The following is a 19,653-nucleotide window of genomic DNA, read 5'->3' on the forward strand; positions in this document are numbered from 1 at the left end:
GGCGGATCGCAGGCATGGCCAAACCCGAAGCGGGCCTCAAGCGCGCGCACTTCCAGGACGTGCGCCTGCCCGTGCTGCTGCTGTTGCCGCAGCTCGCGATCCTGCTGTTCTTCTTTTTCATTCCGTCGTTCCGAGCGCTCGGGCAGGCATTCTTCCTGTCCGACCCGTTCGGCAACACGGTGCACTTCGTCGGCTTCGACAACTTCGCTCAGCTGCTGCAAAGCGCCACCTACCACGAGTCGGTGCAGGTCACGGTGGTGTTCACCATCCTGCAGAACCTGCTCACCATCGCGGTGGCGCTGGTGCTGGCCTTTGCGAGCGACAGGGTGATACGCGGCCGCGGCATCTACAAGGCGATCATCCTGCTGCCCTATGCCATCGCGCCGGTCATCGCGGGCATCCTGTGGGCCTTCCTGTTCAACCCCGCGGTCGGGCCGCTGGCGCACGTGCTGCACGCGCTCGGCTTCGCATGGGACCCGAACCGCGTGGGCTCGGACGCGATGGTCCTGGTGATCCTCGCGGCCTCGTGGAAGCATGTCTGCTACGACTACATCTTCCTGCTCGCCGGCCTGCTGGCCGTGCCTTCTTCATTGCTCGAAGCGGCGGCGGTGGATGGCGCGGGGCCGCTGCGGCGCTTCTTCACCATCGGGCTGCCGCTGCTCATGCCCACGATGTTCTTCCTGGCGGTGATGAACTTCGTCTACGGCTTCTTCGAGATCTTCGCCATCGTCGATGCGGTCACGCAGGGCGGGCCGGCGGGCGCGACCAACGTGCTGGTCTTCAAGGTCTACATCGACGGCTTCGTCAACCTCGATCTCGGCTCCTCGGCCGCGCAGTCGGTCATCCTGATGATCTTCGCGCTGCTGATGACGCTGCTGCAGTTCCGCTACGTGGAGCGGCGTGTGAGCTACGACGTATGACGGCATCTGCAAAGGACCCGGCCCATGGTTGAACGCGCCCCCCTTCTCGACGCCGCCTGCCACGCCATCTTGCTCGTCGGCGTGGCCTTCGTCTGCGTGCCGCTCTACCTGGCCTTCGTGGCCGGCTCGCTCACCATCGGCGAGGTACAGCAGGTGCCGCTGCCCTGGCTGCCCGGCGACCAGTTCGTGCAGAACCTGCGCACCGCGTGGACGCAGGCCAACTTCGGCCGGCTGTTCCTCAACTCGTTCATCGTGGCGCTGGGCATCACGGTCGGCAAGATCGCGGTGTCGCTGCTGTCGGCCTTTGCCATCACGTACTTCCGCTTCCGCTTTCGCATGACGGCGTTCTGGCTGATCTTCGTGTCGCTGATGCTGCCGATCGAGGTGCGCATTTCGCCAACCTACGAATCGGTGGCCAATGCGGCGCTGCCGGTGCAATGGCTGGTGGAGATGCTGCACTTTTCGGCGGCGTGGAACGCGGTCACCGGGCACACGGTCGACATCCAGCTCTCGTGGAACATGGTCGACACCTATCCGGGGCTGATCCTGCCGCTGATCGCCTCGGCCTCGGCCACCTTCCTGTTCCGCCAGTTCTTCCTCACGGTGCCCGACGAGCTGTGCGAAGCGGCGCGCATCGACGGCGCCTCGCCGATGCATTTCTTCTGGACCATCCTGCTGCCGCTGTCGCGCTCGAACATCGCGGCGCTGGCGATCATCTTGTTTCTCTACGGCTGGAACCAGTACCTCTGGCCGCTGCTCTTCACCACCGACAAGGACATGGCCACCGCGGTGATCGGGCTCAAGCACCTCATTCCGCGCTCCGATTCGCAGCCGGCCTGGAACGTGGCGATGAGCGCGGCGCTGCTGACCATGCTGCCGCCCATCCTGGTGGTGGTAGCGTTGCAGCGTTCGTTCGTCAAAGGGCTGGTCGACAGCAGCAAGTAAAACAGGCAGTACGAGAAGGACATTGCAGAAATGATCATCGTGGGGCATCGCGGCGCACGCAACCTCTGGCCCGAGAACAGCCTGGGCGGTTTCCGCCGCCTGATCGCATCGGGCGCCGATGCGGTGGAATTCGATGTGCAGGAAACGCGCGACGGCACCGCCGTCGTCATTCACGATCCGTTGCTCGACCGCACCACCGAAGGCACCGGGCCGATCCGCGATCGCACGGCCGCCGAGGTGCTGGCCACGCGGCTGCGCGAAGGGCAGGGCGGCCAAGGCAGCGAGGAGGGCGAATGCGTGCCGTCGCTGGCCGAGGTGCTGCGCCTCTTCGCGCCCACCCGCATGGAGCTGCATGTCGAGATCAAGACCGACGCGGCCGGCGAACTGCCCGCAGGCTCGGTCGCGCGAACGGTGCAGGCCCTGCACGACGCGGGCGTGGCGGGCCACAGCATCCTGACCTGCTTCGTGCCCGAGGTGCTCGATGAGGTGCTGGCCTGCTGGCCCGGCGGCCGCGTGCTGGCCTCGCTCGATCATCGCTCGGCCGAGATGCTCGGCGGCATCGGGCGAGCACTCGCGCGCTATGCGGCCATGCCGGGGTGCATCGTCGCGGTCGAGAAGAAGCTGCTCACCGCGACGTGGCCGCAATGCCTGGCCGCGCTCGGCACCGAGCGGCTGGGCGCCTGGGTGATCAACGAGCCCGACGAGATCGCGCACTGGCTCGCGATGCCGGTGCGCCAGATCACGACCGACCGGCCGGACCTGGCCTTGGCGGCACGCCGATGAGTGCGCAGCAGCTCATTTCGCGCCGGCGCCTGCTGTGCACCGGGCTGGCCGCTGCTTCGCTGGGCCATCCCTTTCTGCAATTGCACGCGCAGCCGGCATCGCGCGATCCGTTCATGCTGGGCGTGGCCTCGGGCGCGCCGCGGCCCGACGGCATGGTGCTCTGGACCCGGCTCGCGCCCGAGCCGCTGCAGGGCGGCGGCATGGGCGAAGCGCCGGTGGCGGTGCGATGGGAGGTCGCGGAAGACGAGGGCTTCCGGCGTGTCGTGGCGCGCGGCTCGGCCACGGCCACCGCCGAACTCGCGCATTCGGTGCATGTGGAGGTGCAGGGGCTCCTGCCAGGCCGGCCTTACTGGTACCGCTTCACCGCGGGCGGCGCACGCAGCCCCGCCGGCCGCACACGCACCGCACCGGCCGAAGGCGACGAGGCCTCGCAGCCGCTGCGCTTCGCCTTCGCGTCCTGCCAGCAGTACGAGCAGGGCTACTACGCGGCGTACCGCGACATGGCCGCGCAGCCGCTCGACTTCGTCGTGCATCTGGGCGACTACATCTACGAAAGCTCCTGGGGCTCGCGCCACGTGCGTCATCACCAGGGCGGCATCCCGACGCAGCTGGCCGAGTTCCGCGACCGCTATGCGCTCTACAAGACCGACCCGCACCTGCAGGCCGCGCACGCCGCCTTCCCCTGGCTCGTGACCTGGGACGACCACGAGGTGGCCAACGACTACACCGACGACGTGTCGCCGCGCACCATCGATCCCGCGCAATTCCTCGCGATGCGCGCCGCCGCCTACCAGGCCTGGTACGAGCACATGCCCGTGCCCGCCAGCATGCGGCCGCGCGGCGCCGATGCCACCATCTACGGCCGCCACCGTTTCGGCCGGATGCTCGACGTGATGCTGCTCGACGGGCGCCAGTACCGGTCGCACCACGCCTGCCTCGCGGGCCGCAGCGCTTCGCCGCTGGCCGACTGTGCCGACCGGTTGGCGCCGGAGCGCAGCTTCCTCGGCGCGAAGCAGGAGGCCTGGCTCGCGAACGAACTCGCCGCGCCCCCGGCCCGCTGGACCGTGATCGCCCAGCCCACGCTGCTGGCCGAGGCCGACCGCAAGCGCGGCCCCGAGCACGGCTACTGGATGGACGGCTGGGACGGCTATGCCGCTTCCCGCACCCGGCTGCTCGACGCACTGGCCGCGAACAAGGCGCGCGGCGGCGACGCGCTCGTCATCGGCGGCGACGTGCATGCCTTCTGGGCCGCCGACCTGCGCCGCGAGCCACGGGGCCCGGCGGTCGCGACCGAGTTCGTGGGCGGCGCCATCACCTCCGAAGGCCCGAGCGCCGCCAACGTGGCGAACCTGCTCGCGAAGAACGACCACCTGCGCTATGGCCGCGGCGACAAGCGCGGCTATGCGCTCATGACGCTCGATGCGCGCGGCTGCGCGGTCGAGTTCCGCGCGGTGGACGACGAGAAGAACGCCGACGCCGCCGTGGCACCGATGGCCCGCTTCTCGGTGGCGCGCGGCGCGCCCGGCGTGCATCTCGAAACCACCTGAAATATCCGGCGCCTGCAGGAATGCGCGGCCGTGCCTATGATGGCCGCCGCCCCTTTCTCACCCCTCTCACTTCTTTGGAGCGAGCCCCCATGAGCATTCCCACCACCCGTCTCGGCCGCACGGGCCTCACTGTGTCCCGCCTCGCACTCGGCACCATGACCTTCGGCCTGCAGACCGACGAGACGGTGTCGCACCAGATCCTCGACAGGGCGGCCGAAGGCGGCATCAACTTCCTCGACACCGCCGACGTGTACCCGCTCGGCGGCACCATCGACACCGCCGGCCGCACCGAAGAGATCATCGGCAACTGGCTGGAAAAGCAGGGCCCCTCGGGCCGCCGGCGCTTCGTGGTTGCCACCAAGGCGGTCAACAAGGTCGGCCCCAACCCCTGGGACCAGGGCGCATCGCGCAAGCATTTGCTCGATGCCATCGACCTCTCGCTCAAGCGGCTGAAGACCGACCACGTCGACCTGTACCAGCTGCACATGGACGACCGCGAGACGCCGCTCGAAGAGAGCCTCGAGGCTCTCGACGTCATCGTCAGGTCGGGCCGCGCGCGCTACATCGGCGTGTCGAATTTCCTGGCCTACCGGCTGGCGCGTGCGCTCGGCAAGTCCGACCTGCACAGGTTCACCCGCTTCGTGTCGGTGCAGCCGCGCTACAGCCTGCTGTTCCGCGAGATCGAGCGCGAGCTGCTGCCGCTCGCGAGCGAAGAGGGTCTGGGCGTGATCCCCTACAACCCGCTGGCCGGCGGCCTCCTGACCGGCAAGTACAAGCCCGGCGCCAAGCCCGAGGAGAACACTCGTTTCACGCTCGGAACGGCCGGCGGCATGTACCAGGACCGCTACTGGAACGAGCGCAGCTTCAACACCGTGACGCAACTGCACAAGCTGGCCGACGAGGCGGGCGTGCCGTTGGCGACGCTGGCAGTGGCGTGGGTGATGGCCAATCCGCTGATCACCGCGCCGCTGCTCGGTGCGAGCCGGCCGGAGCAGCTCGATGCGACCATTGCCGCGGCCGAGTACAAGCTCGATCCGGCGCTGAAGCAGAAGCTCGACGAGCTGACCGCGGAGTACCGCAAGGGCGACGCCCCGCGCTGAGTCCTTGTCTTGCTCCTTCCCCCGCTGGGGGAAGGCTGGGATGGGGGCAGGCAGAGCGCCCGATGTGAGCGCCGCCGTGCCCCCACCCCAACCCTCCCCCAGCGGGGGAGGGAGCAAAACCGGAAACTGTCAGAACTGTCAGTTGGTCGACAGCGAGGAGAGAGAAGCGGGTTCTTAGAGTGAACCCACCATGGTTCTCTCTCCTGCCAACCCCCCATCGCGCAGGGTGCTCGCGCCGATAGCATTTGCCGCGGTCCTGCTCGCCGGCTGCGCCGTCGGCCCCGACTACGTCCGCCCGCAGATTGATGTCCCGGCCGCCTACAAGGAAACCGGCCCCTGGAAGACCGCCACCCCGCAGGCCATCGACGCCAGCCATCCCTGGTGGGAGGCCTACGGCGACAGCACGCTGAGCGCGCTGGTCGTGCAGGCCAATGCGGCCAACCAGAACATCCACCAGGCCGAGGCCCAGTACCGCGAGGCGCAGGCCATTGCCGCCGCCGCGCATGCCGGCTTCTTCCCGACCGTCGGCCTCAATGCAGGCGCCGCCCGCGCCCAGACCAACAGCACCGGCACCGTCAAGCTCGGCACCACCGACACCCTCGGCCTCGGCGTGAGCTGGGAGCCCGACCTGTGGGGCGCCGTGCGCCGCTCGGTCGAGGCCGGCAATGCCGGCGCGCAAGCCAGCGCCGACGACCTCGCCGCCGCGCGGCTCAGCATCCAGACCACGCTCGCGCAGGACTACCTGCAGATCCGCGTGATCGACCTGCAGCGCGAGCTGTACGCCGCCACCACCGCAGCCTATGCCAGGGCCCTCGAACTCACGCAGCACCAGTACGCGGCCGGCACCGTGCTGCGCTCCGACGTCGCGCTCGCAGAAAGCCAGCTCAGGACCGCCGAGGCGCAGGCCGTGGACCTCGAAGCGCAACGCAGCCAGCTCGAACACGCCGTCGCGGTGCTGACGGGCCAGGCGCCCGCGTCGTTCTCGCTGCCGCCGCTCGCCTCGTCGGCGCAGACAACGGCCGCATCGCTCTCGTCCACCAGCGCACTGCACGTGCAACTGCCGGTCACCCCCGCCGGCCTGCCTTCGGAACTGCTCGAACGCCGCCCCGACATCGCCGGCGCCGAGCGCCGGGTGCAGGCCGCCAACGCCAACATCGGCGTCGCCAAGGCCGCTTACTACCCGCAGATCGTGCTCAGCGCCAGCGGCGGCTTCAACGCCGGCAACCTCGCCTCGCTCTTCAACACGCCGAGCCGCGTCTGGTCCCTCGGCGCCGCACTGGCACAGACCGTGTTCGACGGCGGCCTGCGCAAGGCCCACAGCGACCAGGTCGTGGCCGCCTACGACGTGTCCGTCGCGCAATACAAGCAGACCGTGCTCGGCGGCTTCCAGCAGGTCGAGGACAACCTCGCGACCCTGCGCGTGCTCGACCGCGAATCCGCATTGCAGGCGCAGGCCGTGCAGGCCGCGCAGCTCGCCGAGCGCCTGGTCCTGAGCCAGTACCGCGCCGGCACCGCCACCTACCTGAGCGTGGTGACGGCGCAGCAGCTCTCGCTCACCAACCAGCGCACCGCCGTGCAGGTGCTCGGCCGCCAGCTGGCAGCCAGCGTGTCGCTGATTGCGGCCACGGGCGGCGGCTGGACTGCAACTGACGTGACTTCCGGAAATTGATGCCATGACGACGACAACGCAACCCCTTCTCCAGCGCCGCGCCACCTGGGCCGCGGCCGCCACGTTCGCGATCGCGCTGGCCGGCGGGGCCTGGGCGCTCAACCACAACAAGGCCTTCGGCGCCAAGCCCGAAGCGCCCAGGTCGCCCCCGGTGCAGGTGACCACCGCGCGCGTCACGCCGCAGAACGTGCAGGTCTACCGCTCGGGCATCGGCACCGTCGCCTCGATGGCCACGGTCACGGTCAAGGCGCGCATCGACGGCCAGCTCGACAAGGTCGGCTTCGTCGAAGGGCAGGACGTGAAGGCCGGCCAGTTGCTCGCGCAGCTCGACCCGCGCACGCTGCAGGCGCAGCTCGCGCAGGCACAGGCGACCAGGGCCAAGGACGCCGCCCAGCTCGCCAACGCCCGCGCCGACCTCCAGCGCTACACCGCGCTGATCGCGCAGGACGCCGCCACGCAGCAGCAGGTCGACACGCAGAAGGCGCTGGTCAACCAGCTCGAAGCCACCGTGCAGACCGATGCCGCGCAGGTGCAGTACGCCGAGGTGCAGCTGAGCTTCACGCGCATCGTCTCGCCGATGAACGGCCGCGTCGGCGCGCGGCTGATCGACCCCGGCAACATCGTCCATGCGGCCGACACCAACGGCCTCGTGGTCATCAACCAGATCGACCCCATCGCCGTGCAGTTCACCCTGCCCGAAGACGCGGTGCAGGACATCAACCGCGTGCAGCAGCAGAGCGCGCAGCCGCTCTCGGTGGTGGCCTACGACCGCAGCGGCACCCAGATGCTCGGCACCGGCAAGCTGATCCTGCTGAACAACCAGATCGACACCACCAACGGCACCGTGCAGCTCAAGGGCAGCTTCGCCAACCCGCAGCACGCGCTGTGGCCCGGCCAGTACGTCAATGTGCGGCTGCAGCTCGACCGCAAGCAGGACGCACTCACCGTGCCCGCCGCCGCCGTGCAGCGCGGGCAGGACGGCACCTATGCCTGGGTGGTCGATGCCCAGAACAAGGCCGGCAACGTGCCCGTGCACGTGCTGCAGATCGCCGACGGCGTCGCCGTGATCGACAAGGGCCTGGCCGCCGACCAGCGCGTGGTGGTCGACGGCCAGTACAAGCTGCGCGCCGGCGCCACCGTCGTCGAGCCGCCGCCTGCCGCCGCGAACAAGACCAGCCAGGCGGCCCAGGTCGCGAGCGGGAGCGGCAATTGAGCATTTCTGCCGCTTTCATCAAGCGCCCCATCGGCACCACGCTGCTGGCGCTGGCCATCCTGCTGGTCGGTGCGGCGGTGTTCCCGCTGCTGCCGGTGGCGCCGCTCCCGCAGGTCGACTTTCCGACGATCCAGGTGTCGGCCAACCTGCCCGGGGCCAGCCCCGAGACCATGGCGTCCAACGTGGCGCAGCCGCTCGAGCGCCAGTTCTCGCTGATCGCGGGGCTCGCGCAGATGACCTCGACCAGCGGCCTCGGCTCGACCCAGATCACGCTGCAGTTCGACCTCGACCGCAACATCGACGCCGCCGCGCTCGACGTGCAGGCGGCCATCAACGCCTCCACCGGCCAGCTGCCCGCCAACCTGCCGAGCCCGCCGACCTTCCGCAAGGTCAACCCGGCCGACGCGCCCATCCTGATCCTCTCGGTGCAGTCGAAGACGCTGCCGCTGACCGAGGTGAACGACTACGCCGACAACATCCTCGCGCAGCAGATCTCGCAGATCGCGGGCGTGGGGCTGGTCAACATCGGCGGCGCGCAGAAGCCCGCGGTGCGCGTGCAGCTCGACCCGGCCAAGCTGGCCGCGCTCGGCCTGAGCCTGGAAGACGTGCGCACCGTGCTCTCGTCGGCCACGGTGAATGCACCCAAGGGCACCATCGACGGCCCGAACCAGAGCTTCACCGTCTACACCAACGACCAGCTGCTCAAGGCGCAGCCGTGGAACGACGTGGTGCTGGCCTACCGCAACGGTGCGCCGATCCGCGTGCGCGACCTGGGCGTGGCGGTCGACGGCCCCGAGAACGCCAAGATCGCCGGCTGGGCCTATGCCGGCGCCGCGGCGCCGGAGGGCAACACCATCCAGAACGGCCGCTCCATCGTGCTTGCCATCACCAAGCAGCCCGGCGCCAACGTGATCGAGACGGTCGACCGAATCAACGCCGCCATGCCGCGCCTGAAGGCATCGATTCCGCCGACGGTGGAGGTCAACGCGCTGGTCGACCGCACCCAGACCATCCGCGCCTCGGTGCTCGACGTGGAGTTCACGCTGCTCTTGACCATCGCGCTCGTGGTGGCCGTGATCTTCGTGTTCCTGCGCAACGTGCCGGCCACGCTGATCCCGAGCGTGACGGTGCCGCTCGCGCTGCTGGGCACGGTGGCCGTGATGTACCTGCTGGGCTACAGCCTCGACAACCTCTCGCTGATGGCGCTGACCATCGCGGTCGGCTTCGTGGTGGACGACGCCATCGTGATGCTGGAGAACATCTACCGCTACGTCGAAGAGGGCATGTCGCCGCTCGAGGCGGCCTACAAGGGCGCGGGCGAGATCGGCTTCACGATCATCTCGATCTCGGTGTCGCTTGTTGCGGTGTTCATTCCGCTGCTGCTCATGGGCGGCATCGTGGGCCGGCTGTTCCGCGAGTTCGCGGTAACGGTCACGCTGACCATCGTGGTGTCGGTCGTCATCTCGCTCACGCTGACGCCGATGCTGTGCTCGCGCTTCCTGAAGAACGAGCATGCCCGCCAGCACGGCCGGCTCTACCTGTTGTTCGAGCGCGGCTTCGACGCGATGCTGGGCGGCTACAGGCGCGGGCTGCACGTGGTGCTCGACCACCAGTTCGTCACGCTGTGCGTGTTCGTCGCCACCGTGGCCGCCACGGGCGTGCTGTTCGCGGTCATTCCCAAGGGCTTCTTCCCGCAGCAGGACACGGGCTTCATCTCGGGCTTTGCGGAATCGGCGCAGGACGCCTCGTTCGCCTCGATGAACGCCCGCATGCTGGAGCTGGCCGACGTGGTGCGCAAGGACCCGGACGTGTCCGCCTTCGGCATGAACGGCAGCTCGTCGACCTTCAACACCGGCAACTTCTACATCAACCTCAAGCCCAAGGACGAGGGACGCACCGCGAGCGCCGACGAGATCATCGCGCGGCTGCGCCCGCAGCTGGCCAAGGTGCAGGGCGTCAACCTGTTCCTGCAGGCGGGGCAGGACATCCGCGTGGGCGGCCGTGCCTCGCGCACGCAGTACCAGTACACCGTGACCGACGCCAACCTCGACGAGCTCAACACCTGGGCGCCCAAGCTGCTGGCGCGCTTCAGGCAGCTGCCCGAGATCACCGACCTGGCCTCCGACCAGCAGAACGCCGCCGCCTCGGCCGTGCTGACCATCGACCGCGACCGCGCATCGAGCTTCGGCATCTCGCCCGCCACCATCGACGCCACGCTCTACGACGCCATCGGCCAGCGCCAGGTGGCGCAGTACTTCACCCAGCTCAACAGCTACCACGTGGTGCTCGAAGTGACGCCCGCGCTGCAGCAGGACCCGGCGCTCTTCAGCAAGCTCTACCTCAGCTCGCCGCTCACCGGCCAGCAGGTGCCGCTCTCCACCTTCGTGAAGGTCGACACCAGCAGCACGGCGTACCTGTCGATCAGCCATCAAGGCCAGTTCCCGGCGGTGACCCTCTCGTTCAACCTCGCGCCCGGCCATGCGCTCGGCGATGCGGTCAATGCCATCAACAAGGCGCAGGCCGACATGGGCCTGCCGCAGTCGCTCAGCGGCTCGTTCCAGGGCACGGCGCAGGCCTTCCAGGATTCGCTGGCCTCGCAGCCCTACCTGATCGCCGCGGCGCTGGTGGCGGTGTACATCGTGCTGGGCCTGCTCTACGAGAGCTACATCCACCCGCTCACGATTCTCTCGACACTGCCCTCGGCCGGCGTGGGGGCGCTGCTGATATTGATGGCGGGCGGCTACGACCTCAGCGTGATCGCGCTGATCGGCATCATCCTGCTGATCGGCATCGTGAAGAAGAACGGCATCATGATGATCGACTTCGCGCTCAAGGCCGAGCGCGAGCAGGGCATGCCGCCGCAGGAAGCCATCTACCAGGCCTGCCTGCTGCGCTTCCGCCCGATCATGATGACCACCATGTGCGCCTTGCTCTCGGGCCTGCCGCTGATGCTGGGCCACGGCTCGGGCTCCGAGCTGCGCCGGCCGCTGGGCTACGCGATGGTCGGCGGGCTGATACTCTCGCAGGCGCTCACGCTGTTCACCACGCCGGTGGTCTACCTGTACCTCGACCGTGCCCACTACTGGTACCTGCGCCGCAAGGAAGCGCGCAAGGCCCGGAAGGCCGGCAAGGCGCCGGTGGTGGCCGAAGCCCACGGATGAGCACCGGCTGAACGGAGCGACGAGATCGCAACGCCCATGAAGATCCTGATTGTCGAAGACGAACCGAGAACCGCCGACTACCTGAGCAAGGGCCTGACCGAGCAGGGCTGCGCGGTCGACATGGCGCACAACGGCATCGACGGCCAGCACCTGGCGCTCACGCACGACTACGACGTGATCGTGCTCGACGTCATGCTGCCCGGGCAGGACGGCTTTGCGGTGCTGCGCGCGCTGCGCGCCGTCAAGCAGACGCCGGTGATCATGCTCACCGCGCGCGACCGCGTCGAAGACCGCATCAAGGGCCTGCACGAAGGCGCGGACGACTACCTGATCAAGCCCTTCTCATTCCTGGAACTGCTGGCGCGGCTGCAGGCGCTCAACCGCCGCGGACGCAAGCAGGAGCCCGTGCAGCTGCGCATCGCCAACCTGCAGATCGACCTGCTCGGGCGCAAGGCCTTCCGCGGCAGCACGCGCATCGACCTCACGGCCAAGGAGTTTGCATTGCTCGCGGTGCTGGCGCGGCGCCAGGKCGAGATATTGTCGAAGACCGCCATTGCCGAGCTGGTGTGGGACATGAACTTCGACAGCAACACCAACGTCGTCGAGGTCGCGATCAAGCGGCTGCGCGACAAGATCGACGCGCCCTTCACACCGAAGCTGCTGCACACCATCCGCGGCATGGGCTACGTGATGGAGCTGCGCGACACCGAGAGCGAAGCCCGGGGGGAGGGCGGCGCCCCGTGAAGCGCTCCATCACCGCGCGGCTGGTGGCGATGTTCGCGGTGGCGGCGCTTGCCACCTTCGCGCTCATCGGCGCCGCGCTGCACGGCGTGCTCGCGCGCGAGCTCGAGCGCCACCAGTACGAAGAGCTGGACACCACCCTCAAGAGCCTGCAGTACTGGATCCAGACCATCGGCACGCCCGAGCGCTGGCCGCGCGTGCAGGCCCGCATGGATGCACTCACGCCCGAAGACGGCAGCGTGCGCTTCTGGGTGCTGAGCGATGACCCGCACTTCCAGTACGGCAAGGGCCTGGCCGAGATCGACGGACTGACCCGCGAGGCCAACGGGCGCAGCAGCAACAGCAGCATCCTGCTGCCGGGCCAGGAGCGGCCCTTCCGGACCTTGTCGGTGCACATCCCTCCCTTCGAAAACCGGCCGGCCGTGCGGCTGATCGTCGGCCGCAACTCGGAGCCTTATGCCCGCACGCGCGAAGCCTTCCTGACCGCGCTGGTGGCCCTGGGGCTGGGCGCGGTGCTGGTGGTGGCGGTGGCGGGCTACTGGATCGCACGCGTCGGGCTGCGGCCGCTCGACCGCCTGTCGGGCGAGGCGCAGGCGCTGCGGCCCAAGACGCTGTCGCAGCGCTTGCAGACCACGGCGCTGCCGGTCGAACTCTCGGCGCTGGCCGAGGCCTTCAATGGCGCGCTCAGCCGGCTCGAAGAAGCCTACCGCCAGCTCGAGGCCTTCAACGCCGACGTGGCGCACGAGCTGCGCACGCCGCTCGCCAACCTGATCGGCAGCACCCAGGTCGCGCTCTCGCGCCAGCGCAGCGCGGGCGACTTCCAGGAGGTGCTGCAGGCCAACCTCGAAGACCTGGAGCGGCTGCGCTCCATCGTCAACGACATGCTCTTTCTCGCACGCGCCGATCGCGGCGAGGTGGCCACCGGTCTGGTGCTCGCGCCCGTGGTGCAGGAGGTGCGCAAGACCATCGAGTTCTTCGAGTTCGTGCTCGACGAGAGCCGCACGCAGGTCGGCATCGCGGGGGACGTGCAGGCCGAGGCCCGGCTCGAAAGCGCGCTGTTCCGCCGCGCGATGTCGAACCTGCTGCAGAACGCCATCGAGCACTCGCCGCCGGGTGCGCAGATTACCGTCACGCTGCGCGAAGAGGCGGCTTCGACCTGGATCATGGTGTCGAACCCCGGTGCTGCCATTGACGAGCAGCATCTGCAGCATCTGTTCGATCGTTTCTACCGTGTTGATGCTGCGCGCAATGATGGTGGGGAACACCACGGGCACGGCCTGGGGCTGGCCATCGTGAAGGCGGTGGCGAGCATGCATGGGGGGCAGGTGAGTGCGGCGAGCGAGGGGGGGGTGAATACCTTTGGGTTTAGCGTTGCGCATTGAGGGGTTCGGCTGATTCGGCTGCGGCATCGTGGTCGGTTGTGGCGACCGTGCCATCGCTGGTGGGCCGTCGTGTCGTAGCGGCGCATTTGAAGTGAGACGCCCTCCCAGTCGCTGCTCGACAACGGCACGTTTGGTGTGTCGAGTACTTTGAAGAAACGGGGTCATGAAGAAACGGGGTCAGACTCCCTTTCTTCGCCTGGAGTAATTCGACGAGGTGGCGTCAAACCGCCGCCTTTCCCACCCGGAATCTATCCAAGGCCTTGAACGCATGCACGCAGACCGCACGGAAAAACTGGTCGCCGCCCAAAAGGCTTACAAGGGCGGTCTGCTGTATCTGGCCTTCGATCTCTGCAAGGTGCTTGCCGATGAAGGACACGTCGAAAGTCAGGTATTTGTCGCCTGGATGTTGACGCAGGGAATCGGCTGCCCAAAGGATGAGAGCAACGCCGCCGATTACTACGAGCGAGCGGCAGTTCATGGGCATCCGCTGGGATGTTTCTACTTCGGTCGCTGGCTGACGAGATCTGGTGAACATGCGAAGGCCTATCGCTTCTATGCAATGGGTGCTGAAAGGCAGCATGTCCCCTCGATGTTCCGTGTTGGCTATTCGTTGGCCCACGGCAAGGGGGTTCTATCGACTTGCGTCGCTCCTACCAGGTCTTGAAGGCGGCCGCGATGCGCGGTCACGCCTATGCATTGCGAGAGCTGGGCCTTCAAGATCTACGCGGTAAACGAGGCGCTATCTGGCAACCGCCGGGTGCTTCCGGCGTCGATGACCTCGCAGGTCATGGGACATTTGGTTAACAGAGTAGCCGGCAGTCCGCTCGAAAAGTGACAAGCGGCGATCAATGTCAACTGCCAGGAAACCTAATTTGAGCTGCAGCCAATAACTGGCTAGGCTCCGGCGTCAAAGCTTGCGCTTGCAGCCCGGGTCAAATCCACCTGAGGCCTGCTTGAAGCGATGAGAAAAAGCCGTGCGCTGAGCGACCGGCGACAAGAAATTTCAGGGGGAATAAAACCATGACAACAGCGATTGTTGGCGCCACCGTGCGTCGTTACTTGGGTATCGGCCATCGCCGCAAGGGATTGACCTACTGGTTAGGCCAGGTAATAGCCACTTTGGCTGTTCTGATCTTTTGCCTGCCGGCTGCGCGTGCGGACACTCCGGGACAAGTGATCTATTCGCTTCCTCCACTACCGAATGGGGTAGTGATACCGGAAAACTCCGACCTCGCAACTATTTGCAACGATTTGATACCCCCGCTCAACAATTTCTATAGGTCCATCAACAATGCGGGCTCCGCAACCTTCGGTGGGGTGCAAAACGGCCCGAGTCCTGCTTGTTTGTATACCTATGTCGCCGGTTCATTCTCCATCATCGTTCCGGTTCCGGTTGGATCTAGAACTCACTGCCCTGCCGGCACTACCGAAACCTCGCCCGGCCAATGCGGCGGCCCTGGCACCGATCCCGCAACCGCAGAAGCGGGTGGCGATGCCAATTCAGGTGGTGTTCCGGTCGCTGGCCAATGCACACGCAACCCCATCATTCCTGCCAGCGGCATCAAAACCCGCGACGAAACCGACTGGCGCGACAGCGGCCCCGCCGCGCTGAGCTTTGCGCGCATCTACCGCAGCACCTGGGCGGCCGGCACCGAACCCGGCGCCGCCCTGGGCACCCATTGGACCCACAGCCACGCCCTGCGCCTGGCCCTCATTGCCAAAACCACCACGACCCCAGCTACAGCCAGCATAGTGAGCCCCGACGGCAGCTTCCGCCGATTCACCCAAGCCGAAGCGGCCGGCCCGTGGACACCCGATACCGGCGGCACAGATACCTTCAACCCCAACGGTACCAACTGGACCTATAAGCGTGCCGACGACAACAGCAGCTTCGCCTTCGATGCCGCCGGCAAACTGCTGTCGCGCACCGAACGCAATAGTTGGGTCAGCAGCTATACCTATAACGGCGCGGGCCAGCTGACCACCGTCACCGACCCCTTCGGCCGCACGCTGACCCTGACCTACAACGGCGGCGGCCAAGTCATCAGCGTCAACGCCCCGGGCGGCAAAGTCTTCGGCTACAGCTACGACGCGACAGGCCGTCTGTCCACAGTCACCTACCCCGACGGCAAGACCCGCAGCTTCTTCTACGAAAACGCCGCCTTCCCCAAGGCCCTCACCGGCATCACCGACGAAAACGGTGCGCGCTGGGGCAACTTCAGCTACGACAGCCAGGGTCGGGCCACCATGAGTGAACTCGCCGGCGGTGCCGATCGCGTCGATGTCGGCTATCCGGCGGCAAACACATCGACCCTGACCGACGCACTGGGCACCAGCCGCACCTACAGCTACGCCACCACCGCCGGCAAGCTGGCAGTGACATCCGGCTCCTTGCCCTCGAGCGAAAACGAAGCCGACGCCGCCAGCCGCGTGCAGGACGCCAACGGCCTCATCACCAGCGAGACCGATTTCAAGGGCGTTCAAACCACCACCACCTGGGACACCGCACGCCGCCTGCCGCTCACCGTGGTGCGCGCAGCCGGTACGCCCGAAGCCCAGACCACCACCACGCAATGGCACCCCGCCTTCGCCTTGCCTGTGCTGGTGACCGAGGCCGGCCGCACCACCGCCTACACCTACGACGCCCTCGGCAACACACTGTCCAAGACCGTTACTGATACGTTGACCAACAAGGCCCAGCTCTGGCAATGGACCTACAACGCCCAGCAGCTCGTCGCGACAGCCACCGAGCCCAACGGCGCCGTCACGAGCTACACCTACAACACGTCGGGCAACGTGCTCACCCTCGTGCGCCCGCTGAGCCACGTCACCAGCTACACCTACGACAGCGCCAACCGCGTCGCGAGTTCGACGGCCCCCAACGGCCTCGTCACCAACTACACCTACGACCCGCGCGACCGCCTCTTGACTCAGACCGTCGGCGGCCAGACCACGGTCCTGACCTACAAGCCCTACGGCACCGTCGAGACGGTGTCCCTGCCCACGGGCCTCGTCCTCACCTATAGCTACGACGCCGCCCACCGCCTGACCGGCTGGAGCAACAACCGCGGCGAGTCCGGCACCTACACCCTGGACGGCATGGGCAACCGCACCGCCGAGCAGATCAAGGACAGTGCCGGCACCGTCGCGTGGAACACGGTTCGCACGATCAGCAACCTCAACCGGCTCAATGCCAGGACCGACGGCCCCAACCAGTCCAGCACCTTCGGCTACGACGCCAACGGCGAACTCAGCACCCAGACCAACGGCCTGAACCAAAGCACCAGCTACGGCCTCGACGGCTTGCGCCGCGTGGCGGCCATCACCGATGCCGCCAGTGCCACCGCCACGCTGAAGTACAACGCCCTGGACGCTGTCACCGAAGCCAAGGACTTCAAGGGCGTGGCCACCGCCTATGCCCGCGACGCCCAAGGCAACGCCACCACCGAGTCCAGTGCCGATGTGGGCGCCGCCAGCACCCAGTACGACAACCTGGGCCTGCCCACCCAGATCACCGACGCCCTGGGCCAGGCGACCACGATCACCCGCGATGCCTTGGGCCGCCCCACGAACCTGGTCTTCGCCGACGGCAAGACCACCACCCTGCGCTATGACCTCACGGCCACCAGCAAGGGGTATCTGTCCGAGATCATCGACCGCAGCGGCACCACCGAGTACACCCGCGATGCCTTCGGCCGCGTCACCCTCAAGAAGCAGACCCTGATCAACGGCAGCGTGCAGCAGGTGAGCTACACCTACAGCCCCAATGGCGCCCTCGCGGGCATCGGCTACCCCAACGGCGGAACGCTCACCCACCTCTACGACACCACCGGCCGCCTCGCCAGCCTGAACTGGAACGGCAATCCCCTCGTCACCGGCATCGCCTGGAACCCGCTGGGCCAGCCCACCGCCTGGACCTGGGCCTTCGCGTCGCCTGCCGTGGCCGCCAACCGCAGCTACGACACCGCAGGGCGCCTGACCGCCACCGAGTTCAGCAGCTACGTCTACGACGCCGCCGGCCGCATTACCAGCCTGACGCAGAACCTGTATCAGCCCGGGGACACCGACCCCACGCACAGCACCATCGCCAGCGGCAATGTCAGCTGGACCGTGGGCTACAACACGGTCGGGCGCATCACCGGCTTCAACGCCACGGGCAACACCGCCGGTTTCGGCTACGACGCCAACGGCAACCGCTTGAGCAGCACCCGGGTCCTCAACGGCCTGAGCACCAGCCGCAGCTACACGGTGGGCGCTGCGAGCAACCAGCTCACCGGCTTCACCCAGAGCATCAATGGCGCGAGCAACACCAGCGTGAGCTACGGCCACAACGCCAACGGCGACCTCCTGAGCGACGGCCTGCGCAGCTACACCTACGACGCCGAAGGGCGCCTGGCCGCCGCCACCACCGGCGCCACCGACGTGAGCCCGACCACGCGCTACGCGCACAACGCGCTGGGCCAGCGGGTGTTCAAGACCGAGCCGCTGTACCCGCCCAGCCAGGGCGATGAAGCCGACCCGGGCTTCATGCAGAGCCTGATCGCGTTCTTCACGAAGCTGTGGAGCCCCGCCACGAACCAGGCCGAGCAGCTGGGCTATGCGTACGTCTACGACGAGCAGGGCATCCTGATCGCGGAGGCGGGCAGCGGCGGCACTCACAGCGCGGGCCAGGCGCAGTACCTCTACCTGCCCACGGCCAACGGGCCGATGCCGATCGCGGCAGTGATCGATGGCGCCACCTACGCGGTGCACAGCGATCACCTGAACACGCCGCGCAAGCTGACGAACGCCGATGGCCAAGCGGTCTGGCAGTGGGGCTACAGCGCATTCGGGGAAGACAAGCCGACGCTGGCGAAGAACCGGTTTGCCAACCTGGAGGCGACACCGAACCCGGGCACGACCAGCATCTCGGAGGTGAAGTTCAACCTGCGGTATCCGGGGCAGTATGCGGATGAGGAGTCGGGGCTGTTCTACAACTACTTCAGGAGCTATGACACGAGGACGGGGCGGTACAGCCAGCCGGATCCGATCGGGCTCGATGGAGGGTGGAATCGGTTTGGGTATGTGGATGCAAATCCGTTGGGTGATAGTGATGTTTCGGGGTTGATGGGAGGCGGCAAGCGCGTTTATCCAATGCCCATGGCAGGTGGCCGCCCCCCTAGTAACGGCGGACCGCAAATAGCGCCGATCCCTTTGGCGGGTGGCGGATCGCGACCAATGAATTTTTCCCCAATCGGAAGTGGTCGATCTGGAGCCTTTAATGAAGCAAAACGGCTTAGCGTCGTGCCGACAAGCCAGTCGCCGAGTCAGACACGGCCTAATGCTGATCTACGCGGAAATCCACAGCCAGGCAGACAATACGATTTTGATATACCAGCTTCGGGAGGGGGCACGCGAAGAGTCACTATCAGAGATGACGCGAAGGGCCACGATTTTGGGCCAAAAGACCCTCAAAATCGCGGGCCACATTTCAACGACATGTGCGGCCGGCATTTCGACTACTGATGAAAATTTACTCACTTGAGGAAGCCGGATGGAACCAGCAACTGCTGGTCCACCTGCGAATGCATGGCTGCTCAGGCATGGAACTCCATTGGCCACAAGTGGTTTCTGGGAGTGGTTGCAGCGATGTTATTTCTGAGACTAGAAGGGCTCTGGCTGAACATGGCTACATCCATCAATGGACTCTGGTTAGTCACGAGACGCTGCAACCTGCAAATCGTGTCACGCGGCATCAAGGAATCTGGAAGCCGCTTGGTGTGAATCTCAAGGGATTGCCTAGCGCAAATATCGGTGAGTGGCTTGTCGAATATGAGAAGGGAATACGATTTTTTGGCGCCGTTCTTCAAGATGCGTTAGGTGATGCAAGCCTTTTAGCTATCTGGCGGCAGATGAAGAGTAGTTGGTTGGTTTTGAGCATGCGCCCAATGTCCGTCGCGACTGTGCACTCTTGGTTTCCCCAGGGCTGGGGTAGCGCCGGTGCCTTGCCCCCAAGCGATCTCTTGGACATGGCGCGCTCAGAAGATTTGATCCTCATACGAGGCCTCGAGACAACACCTATCAACTGCGTCTATCTAGCTCTCGGCGCCGCAGCGACTATCGAATCTCAAATCGTGAGCTTGCGAGCGCTTCATTGAGGAGGCTGGGACGCCTTCAGTCGCATCTCTCAAGAGGTAGTCCCCCTCGGATACC

Annotated in this window: 13 protein-coding genes; all 13 read left to right on the top strand. The window is 66.7% G+C overall.

The annotated features are described in order from the left end of the window. The first annotated feature begins 14 nt into the window (after positions 1 to 14). Positions 15 to 920, top strand: a complete 906-nt coding sequence (locus tag AC1DXX_RS02160; protein WP_478132515.1) for an ABC transporter permease — start codon at positions 15 to 17, stop codon at positions 918 to 920. A 24-nt stretch (positions 921 to 944) separates the two neighbouring features. Then, positions 945 to 1,865, top strand: a complete 921-nt coding sequence (locus AC1DXX_RS02165; protein ID WP_478132516.1) for an ABC transporter permease subunit — start codon at positions 945 to 947, stop codon at positions 1,863 to 1,865. Positions 1,866 to 1,895: 30 nt separating this feature from the next. Further along, positions 1,896 to 2,648: a glycerophosphodiester phosphodiesterase family protein gene (locus AC1DXX_RS02170; protein WP_478132517.1), complete on the top strand. Its 753-nt coding sequence runs from the start codon at positions 1,896 to 1,898 to the stop codon at positions 2,646 to 2,648. Continuing rightward, positions 2,645 to 4,195 (top strand): alkaline phosphatase D family protein, encoded by a 1,551-nt coding sequence (locus tag AC1DXX_RS02175; protein WP_478132518.1) that lies wholly within the window; start codon positions 2,645 to 2,647, stop codon positions 4,193 to 4,195. Before AC1DXX_RS02170 ends, AC1DXX_RS02175 begins: the two co-directional genes overlap by 4 nt. An 89-nt stretch (positions 4,196 to 4,284) precedes the next feature. Beyond that, a complete protein-coding gene (locus AC1DXX_RS02180; protein ID WP_478132519.1) occupies positions 4,285 to 5,295 on the top strand; it encodes an aldo/keto reductase in 1,011 nt (336 codons plus the stop codon). Between the two features lie 190 nt (positions 5,296 to 5,485). After that, a complete protein-coding gene (locus AC1DXX_RS02185) occupies positions 5,486 to 6,964 on the top strand; it encodes an efflux transporter outer membrane subunit (protein WP_478132520.1) in 1,479 nt (492 codons plus the stop codon). A gap of 4 nt (positions 6,965 to 6,968) precedes the next feature. Beyond that, positions 6,969 to 8,177, top strand: coding sequence for an efflux RND transporter periplasmic adaptor subunit (locus tag AC1DXX_RS02190; protein WP_478132521.1), 1,209 nt, complete (start codon positions 6,969 to 6,971; stop codon positions 8,175 to 8,177). Next, the gene (locus AC1DXX_RS02195; RefSeq protein WP_478132522.1) at positions 8,174 to 11,338 is read left to right on the top strand and encodes an efflux RND transporter permease subunit; all 3,165 of its coding nucleotides are present in this window, start codon (positions 8,174 to 8,176) and stop codon (positions 11,336 to 11,338) included. The genes AC1DXX_RS02190 and AC1DXX_RS02195 overlap by 4 nt, the downstream gene beginning before the upstream one ends. 36 nt (positions 11,339 to 11,374) lie before the next feature. Continuing rightward, complete coding sequence (locus tag AC1DXX_RS02200; protein WP_478132523.1) at positions 11,375 to 12,082, top strand: heavy metal response regulator transcription factor; 708 nt, start codon at positions 11,375 to 11,377, stop codon at positions 12,080 to 12,082. Further along, positions 12,079 to 13,461, top strand: coding sequence for a heavy metal sensor histidine kinase (locus AC1DXX_RS02205; protein ID WP_478132524.1), 1,383 nt, complete (start codon positions 12,079 to 12,081; stop codon positions 13,459 to 13,461). The genes AC1DXX_RS02200 and AC1DXX_RS02205 overlap by 4 nt, the downstream gene beginning before the upstream one ends. 268 nt (positions 13,462 to 13,729) lie before the next feature. Continuing rightward, positions 13,730 to 14,125 carry a tetratricopeptide repeat protein gene (locus tag AC1DXX_RS02210; protein WP_478132525.1) on the top strand — a complete coding sequence of 132 codons (396 nt, stop codon included), beginning with the start codon at positions 13,730 to 13,732 and terminating at the stop codon, positions 14,123 to 14,125. A 680-nt stretch (positions 14,126 to 14,805) separates the two neighbouring features. Further along, positions 14,806 to 18,966, top strand: a complete 4,161-nt coding sequence (locus AC1DXX_RS02215) for an RHS repeat-associated core domain-containing protein (RefSeq protein ID WP_478132526.1) — start codon at positions 14,806 to 14,808, stop codon at positions 18,964 to 18,966. Next, complete coding sequence (locus tag AC1DXX_RS02220; protein ID WP_478132527.1) at positions 18,966 to 19,598, top strand: hypothetical protein; 633 nt, start codon at positions 18,966 to 18,968, stop codon at positions 19,596 to 19,598. The genes AC1DXX_RS02215 and AC1DXX_RS02220 overlap by 1 nt, the downstream gene beginning before the upstream one ends. Positions 19,599 to 19,653 lie beyond the last annotated feature (55 nt).

Source organism: Variovorax sp. P4_B10 (genome assembly GCF_056402375.1).

Excerpts from the sequence above, each read along its gene's own strand:
- AC1DXX_RS02160 (WP_478132515.1), top strand. The coding sequence starts at position 15 with ATGGCCAAACCCGAAGCGGGCCTCAAGCGCGCGCACTTCCAGGACGTG.
- AC1DXX_RS02165 (WP_478132516.1), top strand. The coding sequence starts at position 945 with ATGGTTGAACGCGCCCCCCTTCTCGACGCCGCCTGCCACGCCATCTTG.
- AC1DXX_RS02170 (WP_478132517.1), top strand. The coding sequence starts at position 1,896 with ATGATCATCGTGGGGCATCGCGGCGCACGCAACCTCTGGCCCGAGAAC.
- AC1DXX_RS02175 (WP_478132518.1), top strand. The coding sequence starts at position 2,645 with ATGAGTGCGCAGCAGCTCATTTCGCGCCGGCGCCTGCTGTGCACCGGG.
- AC1DXX_RS02180 (WP_478132519.1), top strand. The coding sequence starts at position 4,285 with ATGAGCATTCCCACCACCCGTCTCGGCCGCACGGGCCTCACTGTGTCC.
- AC1DXX_RS02185 (WP_478132520.1), top strand. The coding sequence starts at position 5,486 with ATGGTTCTCTCTCCTGCCAACCCCCCATCGCGCAGGGTGCTCGCGCCG.
- AC1DXX_RS02190 (WP_478132521.1), top strand. The coding sequence starts at position 6,969 with ATGACGACGACAACGCAACCCCTTCTCCAGCGCCGCGCCACCTGGGCC.
- AC1DXX_RS02210 (WP_478132525.1), top strand. The coding sequence starts at position 13,730 with ATGCACGCAGACCGCACGGAAAAACTGGTCGCCGCCCAAAAGGCTTAC.
- AC1DXX_RS02220 (WP_478132527.1), top strand. The coding sequence starts at position 18,966 with ATGAAAATTTACTCACTTGAGGAAGCCGGATGGAACCAGCAACTGCTG.